The following is a 14,435-nucleotide window of genomic DNA, read 5'->3' as shown; positions in this document are numbered from 1 at the left end:
TGATCCGGGGGGTGGTGTCGCCGGGTGTGGTGGCATCGATGAACCGCTGATAGGGACAGGGCCGCTGATCGTGAGCAGGTCTCTTCATAACGTGGGTGTCGGGTATCGATGTCGGATCGGCGACCGGCGGTACACCGGACGAAGGACTGCTTCATGGACACGAGTTACGCCGTGTTTTGCGGCATTGACGTGGGAAAATCCGAGCATCACGCTGTCGGTCTCGCCGTCGACGGCACCCGCCTATACGACAAAGCACTACCCAACGACGAGGCTCGTCTACGCACAGTTTTCGACCGCCTCTCCGCGCACGGACCGGTGTTGATCGTGGTCGATCAACCCAACACGATCGGTGCGCTACCGGTCACCGTCGCCCGCTCCTGCGGTCACCGAGTGGCGTACCTTCCGGGCCTGTCGATGCGCCGAATCGCAGACCTGTATCCAGGGCAGGCCAAGACCGACGCGCGCGACGCGTTCATCATCGCCGACACGGCCAGGACCATGCCGCACACGCTGCGGCGGGTCGACACAGGCGATGACACACTCGCCGAGCTCAGTGTTCTGATCGGTTTCGACGACGACCTTGCCGGCGAAGCAACCCGCGTCAGCAACCGAATCCGGGGACTACTGACCAGCATCCACCCCGCGCTCGAACGAGTACTCGGACCGCGAGTCACCCACCCCGCCGTGCTCGAAATCCTCTCCCGGTGCGGTGGCCCCGCCGGCATTCGCACTGCTGGCAAACGAAAGCTGACCGCCATCGCTGCGAAGAACGCCCCACGAATGGGCGCCCGACTGGTGGTAGAAATCTACACCGCACTCGAGGACCAGACCGTCGTAGTCCCTGGGTCCGCGGCTGCCGAGACTGTCCTACCAAAACTTGCAGATTCTCTCAAAGAGACACTGCAACAACGGAAAGCAATCGGCCTGGACGTGGAGAGGATGCTCGATGCCCACCCTCTTTCCTCGGTCCTGATCTCGATGCCTGGCGTCGGAATCAGGACAGCTGCACGCATCCTTCTCGAAGTCGGTGACGGTTCGGCATTCAAAACAGCAGGACACCTGGCCGCCTACGCCGGCATCGCACCCGTGACCCACCGATCCGGCACCTCGATCCGAGGTGAGCACCCAGCGAGATCAGGAAACCGCAAACTCAAACGAGCGTTGTTCCTTTCGGCCTTCGCCGCACTGCACGACCCCACCAGTCGCGCCTACTACGACCGCAAGCGAGCCGAAGGCAAGAAACACAACGCAGCCCTCATCTGCCTAGCTCGACGCCGGTGCGACGTCCTGTTCGCCATGCTCAAGAACAAGACCCTTTACCAACCGCCCGCAGCTCACGCAGCTTGACAGAAAACATAGGGACACCCCCCCGGATACACAGAAGACATTGCCGTCGGGGTCTGCCAGTGTGACCCATCGAAAGTCGCCCATCGTATGACGATCGACCTCCGAAGCGCCCGAACCCACCAGGCCGGTCACCTCCGCGTCGAGGTCGGACGTCGTCAAATCCAGATGAATGCGGTTCTTGCCCTGCGTCGGGTCGTCGACCTTCTGGAATGCGAGCAGGTAGGGCACGGATGGGAGGGCAACGGTGTAGAACCAACCGTCGTTCTCCTGCTCGATGTTTCCGCCGGTCCGATCCGCCCACCACTGTGCAAGCGGTCCGGGATCGGCGGAATCGAAGTGATCATTGCCGGAGTCAGCGTCATGACGCAAGAGACTAACCGTGGCCACCGACACTTAAGCAGGAGTGGAGCCCGCGGAACGACCCAGTTAAGCAGGAGTGGAGCCCGCGGAACGACCCAGTTAAGCAGAAATGATGGCGTCCAATGCCGAGTAGAAGATTCCGAGACCGTCGTCGCTCGGGCCGGTGAGAGCCTCGGTGGCGTGCTCGGGGTGCGGCATCAGTCCGACGACACGACCGTTGGCCGACGAGATGCCCGCGATATCGCGCTGCGAACCGTTCGGGTTGGATCCGCTGTAGCGGAACACAACTCGGCCTTCACCTTCGAGTTCGTCGAGCACATTCGCAGACGCCTGGAAGCGGCCTTCGGCGTTTTTGACGGGGATGAGGATCTCGGCCCCGGTCTCGTAGCGCGAGGACCATGCGGTGTCCGCGTTCTCGACCTTCAGCCACTGGTCACGGCACACGAAATGCAGTCCCTCGTTGCGTGTCAGCGCACCGGGGAGCAGGCCTACCTCGCACAGCACCTGGAAACCGTTGCAGATACCGAGCACCGGCATGCCGCCCTCGGCTGCCTTCACGACCGATTCCATGACCGGTGCGAACCGGGCGATCGCTCCAGCGCGCAGGTAATCGCCGTAGGAGAAGCCGCCTGGGACGACGATGGCGTCGACGTTCTTCAAGTCGGCGTCGGCGTGCCACAGGCTGACTGGCTCGCCGCCTGCCAACGTGACGGCGCGGGAGGCGTCGACGTCGTCGAGAGTTCCGGGGAAGGTAATGACCCCCACGCGGGCGGACAAGTTGCGAGCGCTCATGCTTCTCGGGTGACCTTCCAGTCCTCGATCACCGTGTTGGCGAGCAGCGATTCCGCGATCTTTTCGAGCTCGGCGTCGTCGACGCTGTCGTCGACCTCGAGCTCGAATCGCTTGCCCTGGCGCACGTCGGACACTCCTGCTACGCCGAGGCGACCGAGCGCACCTGCAATTGCCTGACCCTGGGGATCGAGGATTTCGGCCTTGGGCATGACATCGACAACAACTCGGGCCACGAGTGAGCTCCTTGAAAGTTCGGTACCGGCAGGACAGGAGTCTACGCAGCCCCAGCGACAGGCGCGAAACTGCGCTTACTGTGGAGTCATGCGACTGACACACTTCGGACATTCCTGTGTACTCGTCGAACTGAACGGCACCACCGTGCTCTTCGACCCCGGCAACTTCTCGCACGGCTTCGAGGGCATCACCGGTCTCGACGCCGTACTCATCACACATCAGCACCCGGATCACGTCGACCTCGAGCGCCTCCCCGCACTGTTGGACGGAAATCCGAGTGCCGCGTTGTACTCGGATCCGATGACGGCATCGCAGCTCGGAGCGCGGTGGACGGCAACCCATGCCGGTGACGTCTTCTCGATCGGCGGCATCCAGGTGACCGGGGTCGGCGGCACACATGCCGTCATCCATCCCGAACTGCCCGTGATCGACAACACTGGCTATCTGCTCGGAACGCCGGAGAATCCTGGCCAGCTTCTGCATCCCGGTGATTCCCTGTTCGTACCCGAGCAGAAGGTCGACGTGCTCGCGCTCCCCACCGCTGCGCCCTGGTCGAAGTTGTCGGAGAACGTCGAGTTTCTTCGCGCCGTGGCACCGCGGGTGGCCTTCCCGATCCATCAGGCCGTCGTCGCCGAGCAGGCTCGCGGTATCTACTACGGGCGGTTCAAGGACATGGCCGACGAGGTCACCGAGTTCCGGACATTCGACGAGGAAACGTCGGTCCAGATTTAGCCGGTTACCTCCGTCGGCAAGGTGTCCAGCATGTTCACCTGCGAGCCATCCCACTGGTAACGGATAGCTGCTGGCCCTCCTTCGGGGTTGGCAAACGCCTCGTCGGCGACCAGCCATCGGTAGTTCACGGTGACGGTGTCCCCGGTCTGCCCCACCACGGACGTAAAGCTGTACGGCGCTGCCGTCGCCGTACCGAGGTAGACACCGCCCGCGAAGAACAGGATGTGCTCCGGAGTGCTTGCGGTCGCGTAGGGCGACGCCGCCGCCTCAACCCACGTGAACGACGCGCACGGATCACCCATCCGACCTGCCGTCCACGCTTCGTCAGGGAAGTACTGAGGGATGGAAGCGAGCGCATCGACCACCACGGACGAGCCCGGCTCGATACACGCCACAGGTTGAACCACCTGAGGGGTTGCGTCGACCGACGGGATCCGGACCTCCGTCGGCAGTGCGGGAATCTGACTTAAGGAGTTCGGGATCACGACGTTGGGGACGGCCCCGACAGAGGGCGCCACAGTCGGCGTCACGGCCTGTTGTCCTGGTGCTGCCGACGATTCGCGGGCGGCCGTAGCCGACCCGTCGTCGGTGTTTCCGCAGGCCGCGAGGGCCACGACACTGAGTCCCACGAGCAGAAGTCTCTTCATGAGCGCCGCCTCGACATCGATTGCATCGTCGAGGGTTACATAGCGCGGACCAGCTGGTCCGTTACAGCGAAGGCCGCCTCTCCTAGTGGCGCGCCCCCGGCCCCTGGAGGGCACTTGTCCGTGCCACTGGCGGCGGAGCCGCCTATGCCGCCTTCATGCGTCGGACGTGCTCGTAGACGCCGGGGGTCGCGCCGCTGTAGAGCGCGAGATCAACGGCGTCAAGGATCGCCTGACGCGGGCCGCTGCGGCCGAGTTGCTTTGCGCTGACTGCCAATCGAACCGTTCCGCCGCGTCGTGCAGTCCGGCCGGCTCCGATCACCAATGCCCTGCACCACCAGGGTTCTGCCTTGAATCCCTCGCCGATCCCCAGTACCCGGCTCCGTACAACCGCACCCGACTCCAGATCGTGAATGCCGCTGAGCCCGGCGATCATCCGGAACCCCGCTTCGGGGAGCGCGGACACCGCCCCGGGCGACGCGATCCACCGCGGCGCCGCGAAAACCCGGGTGCGCAGACCGGTTTGCTCCATCACTCGATCGGCAGCCATCAATCTCAGTTTCGCTTCGTGCCGCGGAAGAGTGGCGAATTCGGCGCGACGGCTCTTCGTCGCAGCCTGGTCGTAGCCGTGCAGAATGATCGCGTCGCCGAGGTCCCGACGGTTACGCAGCCAGTCCTGGGTGCTCTCGTCCTGCGTCAGCCGATACTTGTCCTTCAATCGCGGGGCAACGAGGAGTGAGAGCGCCACACCGCGCTTGTCGAGCTCGCGTGCAAACTCCGCCGCGTACTCGCAAGTGTCGTCCCTGATTCCGCTCACCGACACGATCAGTGCTCCAGACATGCCGCGAGCCTCGCACACCAGGGTGAACGAGGCTCGACGTCAGGATTGATCGCTGCTAAACGGCGATGGATTCCTTCGGCAGAATCTTGTCGATCGCTGCGAGGACCTCGGGCGCGTCCGGTTCGGTACGAGGACGAAAGCGGTTGGTGACGACGCCGTCGGGCGAGATCAGGAACTTCTCGAAGTTCCACTGGATGTCGCCTGCGGTGCCGTCGGCATCCTCGGTCTTGGTGAGCTCGGCGTACAGCGGGTGCCGGTTCTCGCCGTTGACCTCGATCTTCTCCGTGATGGGGAAAGTGACGCCGTAGGTGGTCGAGCAGAACGTCTCGATCTCCTCGGCGGTGCCGGGTTCCTGTCCGCCGAACTGGTTGCAGGGAACGCCGATGACCGACAGTCCCTTCGCCGCGTATTCGGTGGCCAGCTTCTCGAGCGTGGCGTACTGCGGGGTCAAGCCGCACTTGGAGGCGACATTGACCACCAAGACCGCCCTCCCTGCGTACTCATCGAGCGAGGTGGGCGCACCGCCCAGCGTGTTGATGCCGATGTTCTGGACTTCAGTCATTCCCTGAACTTACCCGTGGGTACCGACTTTCGGTGAGTCGGCTGCACGAAGCCTGTCCGCGCACACACAAGAGCGGCCCTCGGGTAGGAGGGCCGCTCTTGTACTACACACCTGGTGACGGGGGGTGCGCGTCACCAGGTGGGGTCTCTATGCCTTGGCGACGGCTTTATCGAGGGCGACGTGACGGTCATCGCCGTCGACCACTCGCTTGTCGTCTTCGGGCAGGTGGTCGTCGACCATGGTCTCCTCGTCGAACGGCATGTCGCCGTCGAGCACGGTCTTGACGCGTGAGGCGTCGATCGTCTTGGTCCAAGTGCCGATGAGCAGGGTGGCGACGGCGTTGCCCGAGAAGTTCGTGACCGCACGAGCCTCGGACATGAACCGGTCGATGCCGACGATCAGGCCGACGCCGTCGAGGAGCTCGGGACGGTGGCTCGACAGGCCGCCGGCCAACGTTGCCAGACCGGCACCGGATACACCGGCCGCGCCCTTGGACGCGATGATCATGAACAGAAGCAAGGAGAACTGCTCGGGGATCGAGAGCGGCATGTTCATGGCATCGGCGATGAAGATCGAGGCCATCGTCAGGTAGATCGCGGTGCCGTCCAGGTTGAACGAGTAGCCGGTCGGGACGACGATGCCGACGGTGGTGCGCTCGACTCCGACGTGCTCCATCTTGGCGATCAGACGCGGCAGCGCCGACTCGGAGGAGCTGGTGGCGACGATGAGCAGGTACTCACGAGCGAGGTACTTGACGAGCTTGAAGATCGAGAAGCCGGAGACGAACTTCAGGATCATTCCGAGGAAGCCGAACACGAAGATGAAGCAGGTGATGTAGAACGCCAGCATCAGCGTGCCGAGCTGAATCACTGCGTCGAAGCCGGTCTTGCCGACGACGCCTGCAATGGCGCCGAAGGCACCGATCGGCGCGAGCCACAGGATCATCGTCAAGATGCGGAAGACGAGCTTCTGCACTGCACCGATGCCCTTGAGGATGCCTTCGCCTTGCTTGCCCATTGCCTGCAGTGCGAAGCCGACCAGGATCGCGACGAAGAGTGTCTGCAGCACGGATCCGGCAGTCAGCGACGAGAGCAGCGATTCGGGGATGATGCCGGCGATGAAGTCCATCGTGCCGCCGGCGCCCTCCGCGGTCTTGGCGTACTCTTCGCCGGCTCCTGAAGAGGGGATGTCCAGGCCGGTGCCCGGCTGGATCAGGTTACCGACGACCATGCCGATTCCAAGGGCGATGGTCGACATCGCGATGAAGTAAGCGAGGGCCAGGCCACCGACCTTGCCGACACTCGCGGCGGCCCGGACCGAACCGATGCCGAGCACGATCGTGCAGAAGATGACCGGGCTGATCATCATCTTGATCAAGCTGACGAACAGTGTTCCGAGCACTGCCAGCTCGACCGCGAACGTCTTTGCCGTCAGACCGACGATGACGCCGCCGATCACGGCAATGATCACCGCAATGTAGAGCCAGTGAGTCCTGTCGCGCTTCTTCTTGGGTTCGGCGACCGGGTTTCCGTTGCCGTCAGCATCGATGCTGGTAGTCATGGGTACGTCCTTTGTGACTTATGGAGTGAGTTGGATCACGCCTTGCTAGAAGATGATGTTGGTGGAAATCGTGACCGTAGTCACGGATACGTTCATTCTGTTCACGAGAACCGGTTACCGAAACGAGGCACGAGACGTGGCGAAGCGCCCGATGAGCGTTGCGGGACAAGTCCTGGTTCTGCAGTTGATCGTCATGGCCGTCATCGTGCTCGCCGGTGGCTTCCTGACGATCGTCAACGAGAGAACCAACAGCGACGACGCGACGCGACGCGAGGTGACCGCCATCGCGGCCAGCATCGCGAACGAACCATCGACGCCGATATCGATCGCGTCCGAAGACCCGACGGCTCGCCTCCAACCGGAGACAGAACGGATCCGAGCGATCACAGGAGTCGACTTCATCGTCGTGATGGCCCCCGACCGAACGCGTTTCACCCACACGACCGTCGACCTCATCGGTCAGCCGTTCAGTGGAAACATCGATCGTGCTCTCGCGGGCGAGACGTTCACGGAGACATACGTCGGCTCTCTCGGCCCGTCGATCCGCGCGGTCACGCCCGTCACCGACGTCGACGGCGACATCGTCGGACTCGTCTCGGCCGGTGTGACCCGCGACAAGATCAGTGACCAATTCTTGGCCGGGCTGCCGCTGATCATCGGGGTCGTCATCTCGGCCTTCATCGTCGCGACCGCAGGCTCGGTAGCCCTGAGCCGGCGACTGCGTCGGCAAACGCTCGGCATGGCGCCGGACGAACTGCGTTCGATGTACGAGCATCACGACGCCGTACTCCACTCGATCAGCGAGGGCCTGGTCGTCTTCGGCAAAGGCGATACCGCCGAAATCGTCAACGACGAAGCCAGGCGGCTTCTCGATCTTCCCGACGGGCCGGTCCGTCGCCAAGATCTTCCCGAGTCGTTGCGGGACATGAGTTCCGGCGGCGAACTTCACCTGACCGACACCCGCGTGCTCGTCGTCAATCAGGATCCGGTGATGTGGGAGGGACGAAGCCTCGGCGACGTCCTTACCATTCGCGATCGAACCGAGCTTCAAGGCGTGATGGGCGAGCTGGACTCGGTGCGCAGTTTCGCCGAATCGCTGCGGTCCCAGGCGCACGAGTCCGCCAACCGGTTGCACACGGTCATCACCATGGTGGAATTGGGACGTCCGCAGGAAGCCGTCGAATTCGCGACGGCCGATCTCGAACTCTCGCAGAACCTCATCGACCGGCTGATGGGCTCCGTCAACGAGCCTGCCCTCGCTGCACTCCTACTCGGAAAGGCGAGCCAGGCTGCCGAGCAGGGCGTGGAACTCACCATCACCGAGGACACCGCGCTCGATCACGCCGGGATACTCACTCCACGCGAATTGGTCACCCTGGTCGGCAATCTGATAGACAATGCAATCGATGCGTCGAAGGAATCCGAACAGCCGTGGGTCGAAGTGACCGTTCGTGATTCGGCGACGGAACTGCTGGTCAGAGTCTCCGACAGCGGACCGGGCATGGGTGAGGATGTTCTCCGGAACGCGCTGCGGCGGGGCTACTCCACCAAATCCGGATCGCGCGGGCTCGGACTCGCGCTCGTGACACAGATCGTGGGGCGCTATCACGGATCGCTGACGTCGGAGGTCACCTACGGTTCCGTTCTGACGGTCACTATCCCTGCCGACGCCTCATGAGTCGGGCACTGCAATGATTCGCGTACTGATCGTCGAGGACGAACCCCTCATCGCCGAGGCTCACCGCAGCTATGTCGAGCGGGTTTCCGGCTTCACCGTCGTCGCCATGGCGCACACCGGATCAGCCGCATTGCGAGCAGCCGCGGAGGCCGTCGATCCGATCGACCTGGTGCTGCTGGACATCGGACTACCCGACGCCAACGGCATCGACGTAGCCGCGGCACTCGGAGGGCTGCGACCGAGTCCCGACGTCATAGCCATCACCTCCGAGCGCGACCTGTCGGTGGTGCGCTCGGCGGTGGCGCACGGCGTGGTTCTGTATCTACTGAAGCCGTTCACGTTCGCGGCATTTCGCGACAAACTCGAACGATATCGCGAATTTCACGACGCACTGCCCGCAGGCGAGAACGCGGCGAGCCAGCGCGACATCGATCGAGCGATGTCGCACCTGCGCACGGCCGACGAACGAGCGTCGACACCCAAAGGCATTGCGCCGCAGACCATGGACGGTGTCACCGCCATCGTTCGCGACGCTCCGGGCGGCCTCAATGCGTCCGAGGCCGCCGCGCTTGTCGGAGTGTCCCGCGTGACGGCCTGGCGCTACCTCGAACGCCTCGCCGACGACGGTCTGGTCACCCGAAACACCGAGTACGGCAAAGCCGGTCGCCCCCAGGTGCGGTACGTCTGGCGGTAGGCGGCTCCGCCACCAGTGGCATGGTTGAGTGCCCTAGAAGGCACCTAACCACGCCACTGGGCGCCCACAGATCTCAGGCCGCGCCGGTCTGCTGCACGATCCAGGCGTACTCGAACGCCGCTTCCTTCCACTTCTCGTACCGACCGCTGACACCGCCATGACCTGCGCTCATTTCCGTCTTGAGCAACAAGTCCGAATCACCGGTCTTGGTAGCCCGCAGAGCCGCAACCCATTTGGCGGGTTCGACGTAGAGCACCCTGGTGTCGTTGATCGAAGTGATCGCGAGGATCGCCGGGTAGTCCTTGGCCTCGATGTTCTCGTAAGGGCTGTACGACTTCATGTACTCGTACACTTCCTTGTCCGCCAACGGGTTACCCCACTCGTCCCACTCGATGACCGTCAACGGTAGCGACGGATCGAGAATGGAGGTCAACGGATCGACGAACGGCACGTTGGCGAGAATCCCGTTGAACAGCTCGGGCGCCAGGTTCGCGACGGCTCCCATCAACAGCCCGCCCGCGCTACCACCGTCGGCGACGAGGTGCTTCGGTGACGTGCGACCACTGTCGATCAAATGCTGTGCAGCCGCTACGAAGTCGGTGAAGGTGTTCTTCTTCGTGAGCGTCTTGCCGTTTTCGTACCAGTGACGGCCCATCTCGCCGCCACCGCGCACGTGTGCGACGACGAACACGATTCCGCGGTCGAGCAGCGAGAGTCGTGCCACCGAGAACGCCGGATCCATCGACGCCTCGTAGGAGCCGTAGCCGTACAGCAGCGTGGGTGCAGGCCCGTCGGGAACATCCTTGCGCAGGACGATCGACAGCGGAATCCGGGTACCGTCCGGTGCCACCGCCCAATCACGGTGCTGGACGTACTGGGAAGCATCGAAATCCCCCAGCACCGGCTGCGACTTACGCAAGAGCAGCTCGCCCGTCGCCAGGTCGTAGTCGTAGACCTGGCCAGGAGTGATGAACGAGGTGTACACCAGACGCAGCAACGGCTGCTTCCACTCGGGATTCGAGCCTGCACCGACGGCAAAGAGTTCCTCGTCGAATTCGAGTTCCTTGTATTCGCCGTAGCCCTCGGGTCCGAGTGGCCAGATCGCCAGTCGCGTCAGCGCTTCGCGGCGGTAGTTGAGCACGAGGTGGTCGGCAAAGGCGTCGACGTCCTCGAGACGAACATCGTCGCGGTGCGGGACCAGGATCGTCTGATTCGACGGATCGTCGACGGGTGCGTCGGCGAGCAGGAAGTTCTCCGCTTTCTCGCCCTCGGTGCCCCATCCGTTGACGGACCCGTTGTGCTGGATCAGGAATCGGTCTTCTCCCTTGACCACAGCATGGTCGACGCTGTACTCGACACCGGTCTCACGGGGAAGTACGACGCGGAACTCGCCCTCGGGGTTCTCGGATTCGAGGACCAGGCACTCCGAGGTGATCTTCGAGCCGACCCAGATCATCAGGTACTTCTCGCTGCGGGTCGACCCGAACCCGACCCAGTAGCTTTCGTCGGGCTCGTGGAAGACCTTGACGTCCTCCGAGGAGGGCGTTCCGAGCTTGTGACGCCACACGGTGTCGGGACGCCAGGACTCGTCGACGGTCTGATAGAAGACGTGTTGGTGGTCCACGGCCCACGTTGCACCCGTCGACACCTTCTCGATCTCGTCGGCGAGCAGTTCGCCGGTGCGAAGATCCTTGAAGCGCAACGTGTATCGCTCGTCACCCTCGGTGTCCGTCGAATAGGCGAGCAGGTTGCCGTCCTCGCTGATGGAGAAGGCACCGAGCGAGAAGAAGGAGTGGCCCTCCGCCTCGACGTTGGAGTCCAGAAGAACTTGCTCACCGGGTACCTCTCCGGAGAGAGTCGGCGGCGTCCAGTCGTCGGGTGAATCTACGGCGCACCGGCACTGGAGACCGTACGACTTGCCCTCCAACGTGCGCGAGTAGTACCACCAGTTACCGACTCGGGTCGGGACCGACAGGTCCGCCTCCTGCGTACGCGATTTGATCTCGTCGAAGATCTTGCCGCGTAGCTCTTCGAGTCCTTCGGTCTGCTGCTGCGTGTACGCGTTCTCGGCTTCGAGGTAGGCGATCACCTCGGGATCTTCCTTCGCACGCAACCACTCGTAGTTGTCGACGAAGGTGTCCCCGTGGTGGGTGCGCTCGAGCGGGACTTGCTTGGCAATAGGAGGAGTAACTGTCATGGCTTGACCCAATCGTCGAAGTTGAGGCCCGAAATACGTTCGTAGGCCTCGATGTACCGTGCACGTGTCGCCGCGACGACCTCGTCGGGCAGCGCTGGTGGCGGTGCGTCGCCGTGACGATCCCACCCCGACTCGCCCGTCAGCCAGTCGCGAACGTATTGCTTGTCGAAACTCGGCTGGACGCGCCCTTCGGAGTAGCTGTCAGCAGGCCAGTAGCGCGAGGAGTCCGGCGTCAGGACCTCGTCGGCGAGAACGAGATTGCCGTCCGAGTCCTGCCCGAATTCGAACTTGGTATCGGCCAGGATGATTCCGCGATCCAGCGCGAAGTTCGCAGCGCGGACGTAGATTTCGAGCGTGTCCTCGCGGAGTTTGAACGCCAGCTCTTCGCCGACCTTGTCGACCACGGCCGCGTAATCCACGTTCTCGTCGTGCTCACCGAGGGCGGCCTTTGCCGCCGGAGTGAAGATCGGCTCGTCGAGCTTGCTCGATTCGACAAGGCCCTCCGGCAGAGCGACGCCGCAGACCGCGCCGGTCTTCTGGTAGTCCGACAAGCCGGAGCCCGTCAGGTATCCACGCGCGACGCATTCGATCGGGACCATCTCGAGACGCTTGACGACGAGTGCTCGGCCGAGCAGCTCCTGCGGAATCCGCTCGTCGAGCGGATCGCCGGCGAGGTGATTCACTCCCCCGAGTTCTTCGAAGAAGAACACGCTCATCGCCGTCAGAACACGTCCCTTGTCGGGGATCGGAGTGTCGAGGACGTGGTCGTAGGCAGAGATGCGGTCGCTTGCGACGAGGAGAAGGTGGTCGTCGTCGACGATGTAGAGATCACGAACCTTGCCGCCGGCCAGATGCTGGTAGCTACTCAGTGTTGGGCGCACGGAACCAACCCTATCTGGGCCTGATGTCACCGTGCCTCGGTGACGGGAGAACAATGGTTGGTGATGGCAACGAACAAGATCGCAGACGTCGGCTTCCGCTCCGAACGTGGGCCCGTACTCATTTCTCTGATGCTGAGCACCTCCCTCGTCGCGCTCGATTCGACGATCATCGCGACAGCCGTCCTGTCGATCGTGGACGACCTCGGCGGTTTCAGCCAGTTTCCCTGGTTGTTCTCGATCTACCTGCTGGCACAGGCCGTATCGGTGCCGATCTACGGCAAGTTGGCCGACTTGTTCGGACGCAAGAAGGTCATGCTCTGGGGCATCGGCGTCTTTCTGCTCGGCTCGATTCTGTGCGGACTGGCGTGGTCGATGCCTGCGTTGATCGCGTTCCGCGCGGTCCAGGGCCTCGGCGCAGGCGCCGTTCAGCCGATGTCCATAACGATCGCGGGCGATATCTACACGCTGCAGGAACGCGCGAAAGTGCAGGGCTATCTGGCAAGTGTGTGGGCGATGTCGTCGGTGCTGGGACCGGCCCTCGGCGGGATCTTCTCCGAGTTCCTGTCGTGGCGATGGATCTTCTTCGTCAACATCCCGCTGTGCCTGTTGGCCGCCTGGATGCTGATCCGACGCTTCCACGAGGGGCCAGTCGAGCGCTCGAAGCCCAAGATCGACTACCTTGGCGCCGGACTGCTCACCGTCGGCGCCGCCGCACTGCTGCTCGGGTTGTTGGAGGGCGGTCAGACGTGGGCATGGGCGTCGGGCATGTCCGTCGGGATCTTCGCCCTCGGCGTCGTCTCGCTCGCACTGTTCACGTGGCAGCAGACCCGCGCTGAAGAACCGATCCTGCCGCTGTGGGTGTTCACGCGACGCGTACTCGTCGTCAGCAGTCTCGTCTCCCTGCTCGTCGGCGCGGTGGTGCTGGGGTTGACGTCGTACGTCCCGACCTTCGTTCAGGGTGTACTCGGCACCGGCGCCATCGTGGCCGGGTTCGCGCTGGCAACTCTGACGCTCGGTTGGCCGATCGCCGCGTCGCTGTCGGGCAAGTTCTATCTACGTTTCGGGTTCCGTGCCACGGCGTTGACGGGTGGTTCCATCGCGGTTCTCGGCACCGGGTTGGCGACGTTGATCGGCAAGGGCTCCCAGATCTGGATGATCGCCGCGGTGTGCTTCGTCGTCGGCCTCGGGATGGGTCTCATCGCGAGCCCCACGTTGATCGCCGCGCAGTCCGCGGTCGATTGGTCCGAGCGAGGCGTCGCGACGTCCACCAACATGTTCGCCCGGTCCATCGGCAGCGCCGTGGGCGTCGCGGTCTTCGGCGCGATCGTCAACGCCCGAGTCTCAGGGGATCCGGAGCCCGAACAACTGTCCGACGCCATCCATCTGGTCTTCCTCGGTGTCTTCGGGGCCGCGGTCCTGATGCTCCTTGCCGCTGCCCTGATGCCCGGCCGGGGCTCCGCCCCAGTGGCGCGATTAGGTGCCGCGGAAGGCACTTAACCGCGCCACTGGGCCGGGGACTGGACGAGTGCTTCGGTCCGGCAACCAGAATCTTCTCGCCCGGCTGCACGCGATACGCCCAGTCGGATGCGAGACCGCCGTCGTGAATCGCGAAATCGACGGCCATCTCACCGGTGGATTCGTCGAACTTCCTGACCGTGTAGGTCCTGCTGTACGGAAAGGCCCCAGCAGGCCAGTCCACTGTTCCGTTGTCCAGATTTCGCGGAATGTCGAACGGCAAGGATCCGGTGGCGGGATCGACCGGAAGCAGCTTGATGTCGTCGTCGAAACCTGTTGTCCTGACGTCGGGAAGCTCGACGCCGTCGCGGTGGTGACTCCGCATCGACGGCCCACCCAGGATCACCCGTCGCATACCAGGAGTGACGTCCTCGACCTCGAGGACATCCATCTCGCGC

The 14,435-nt window shown here is 63.5% G+C and carries 13 protein-coding genes and 2 pseudogenes; 5 read left to right on the top strand and 10 right to left on the bottom strand.

Annotation, left to right across the window (positions count from 1 at the left end):
* Positions 1-153 precede the first annotated feature (153 nt).
* A complete protein-coding gene (locus D8W71_RS09345; protein ID WP_121112014.1) occupies positions 154-1,347 on the top strand; it encodes an IS110 family transposase in 1,194 nt (397 codons plus the stop codon).
* Between the two features lie 18 nt (positions 1,348-1,365).
* Here D8W71_RS09345 and D8W71_RS09340 read toward each other — a convergent pair.
* The 3 genes and pseudogenes from D8W71_RS09340 to purS all read right to left on the bottom strand — a co-directional run.
* A pseudogene (locus D8W71_RS09340) lies at positions 1,366-1,709 on the bottom strand (VOC family protein); the annotation flags it as partial.
* Positions 1,710-1,806: 97 nt separating this feature from the next.
* Positions 1,807-2,484 (bottom strand): phosphoribosylformylglycinamidine synthase subunit PurQ, encoded by a 678-nt coding sequence (gene purQ / locus D8W71_RS09335; RefSeq protein ID WP_121118894.1) that lies wholly within the window; start codon positions 2,482-2,484, stop codon positions 1,807-1,809.
* 11 nt (positions 2,485-2,495) lie between these two features.
* On the bottom strand, positions 2,496-2,732 hold the full coding sequence (purS, locus tag D8W71_RS09330; RefSeq protein WP_026348182.1) for a phosphoribosylformylglycinamidine synthase subunit PurS: 237 nt from the start codon (positions 2,730-2,732) through the stop codon (positions 2,496-2,498).
* 88 nt (positions 2,733-2,820) lie between these two features.
* On the opposite strand from purS, the gene D8W71_RS09325 reads away from it, so the two are divergent.
* Positions 2,821-3,465, top strand: coding sequence for an MBL fold metallo-hydrolase (locus D8W71_RS09325; protein WP_121112907.1), 645 nt, complete (start codon positions 2,821-2,823; stop codon positions 3,463-3,465).
* On the opposite strand, the gene D8W71_RS09320 is transcribed toward D8W71_RS09325, so the two are convergent.
* The 4 genes from D8W71_RS09320 to D8W71_RS09305 all read right to left on the bottom strand — a co-directional run bounded on the left by D8W71_RS09320 (position 3,462) and on the right by D8W71_RS09305 (position 7,072).
* Positions 3,462-4,112, bottom strand: a complete 651-nt coding sequence (locus tag D8W71_RS09320; RefSeq protein ID WP_121112905.1) for an LppP/LprE family lipoprotein — start codon at positions 4,110-4,112, stop codon at positions 3,462-3,464. The two genes, D8W71_RS09325 and D8W71_RS09320, sit on opposite strands and share 4 nt — an antisense overlap.
* A gap of 142 nt (positions 4,113-4,254) precedes the next feature.
* The gene (locus D8W71_RS09315; RefSeq protein WP_121112903.1) at positions 4,255-4,950 is read right to left on the bottom strand and encodes a DUF2334 domain-containing protein; all 696 of its coding nucleotides are present in this window, start codon (positions 4,948-4,950) and stop codon (positions 4,255-4,257) included.
* Positions 4,951-5,005: 55 nt separating this feature from the next.
* Positions 5,006-5,512, bottom strand: coding sequence for a glutathione peroxidase (locus D8W71_RS09310; RefSeq protein WP_121112901.1), 507 nt, complete (start codon positions 5,510-5,512; stop codon positions 5,006-5,008).
* 147 nt (positions 5,513-5,659) lie between these two features.
* On the bottom strand, positions 5,660-7,072 hold the full coding sequence (locus D8W71_RS09305) for a cation:dicarboxylate symporter family transporter (RefSeq protein ID WP_121112898.1): 1,413 nt from the start codon (positions 7,070-7,072) through the stop codon (positions 5,660-5,662).
* Between the two features lie 151 nt (positions 7,073-7,223).
* On the opposite strand from D8W71_RS09305, the gene D8W71_RS09300 reads away from it, so the two are divergent.
* Together D8W71_RS09300 and D8W71_RS09295 are read left to right on the top strand one after the other, a co-directional pair.
* On the top strand, positions 7,224-8,750 hold the full coding sequence (locus D8W71_RS09300) for a sensor histidine kinase (protein WP_121118892.1): 1,527 nt from the start codon (positions 7,224-7,226) through the stop codon (positions 8,748-8,750).
* A gap of 13 nt (positions 8,751-8,763) precedes the next feature.
* Positions 8,764-9,444, top strand: coding sequence for a response regulator (locus tag D8W71_RS09295; protein WP_121112896.1), 681 nt, complete (start codon positions 8,764-8,766; stop codon positions 9,442-9,444).
* 73 nt (positions 9,445-9,517) lie between these two features.
* Here the strand turns inward: D8W71_RS09295 and D8W71_RS09290 are convergent, their stop codons facing one another.
* Together D8W71_RS09290 and D8W71_RS09285 are read right to left on the bottom strand one after the other, a co-directional pair.
* Positions 9,518-11,641 carry a S9 family peptidase gene (locus D8W71_RS09290; RefSeq protein ID WP_121112894.1) on the bottom strand — a complete coding sequence of 708 codons (2,124 nt, stop codon included), beginning with the start codon at positions 11,639-11,641 and terminating at the stop codon, positions 9,518-9,520.
* Positions 11,638-12,522, bottom strand: coding sequence for a phosphoribosylaminoimidazolesuccinocarboxamide synthase (locus D8W71_RS09285; RefSeq protein ID WP_121112892.1), 885 nt, complete (start codon positions 12,520-12,522; stop codon positions 11,638-11,640). Before D8W71_RS09285 ends, D8W71_RS09290 begins: the two co-directional genes overlap by 4 nt.
* A 63-nt stretch (positions 12,523-12,585) precedes the next feature.
* Here D8W71_RS09285 and D8W71_RS09280 point away from each other — a divergent pair, with 63 nt between their 5' ends.
* On the top strand, positions 12,586-14,019 hold the full coding sequence (locus tag D8W71_RS09280) for an MDR family MFS transporter (protein WP_121112890.1): 1,434 nt from the start codon (positions 12,586-12,588) through the stop codon (positions 14,017-14,019).
* Between the two features lie 40 nt (positions 14,020-14,059).
* Here D8W71_RS09280 and D8W71_RS27925 read toward each other — a convergent pair.
* Positions 14,060-14,428, bottom strand: a pseudogene (locus tag D8W71_RS27925) (siderophore-interacting protein); the annotation flags it as partial.
* Positions 14,429-14,435: the final 7 nt, after the last annotated feature.

This window comes from Rhodococcus sp. P1Y (assembly GCF_003641205.1).
Classification (GTDB): domain Bacteria; phylum Actinomycetota; class Actinomycetes; order Mycobacteriales; family Mycobacteriaceae; genus Rhodococcoides.
Note: the sequence above shows the minus strand (reverse complement) of the source record. Positions and strands in the feature narration are given on the sequence as shown.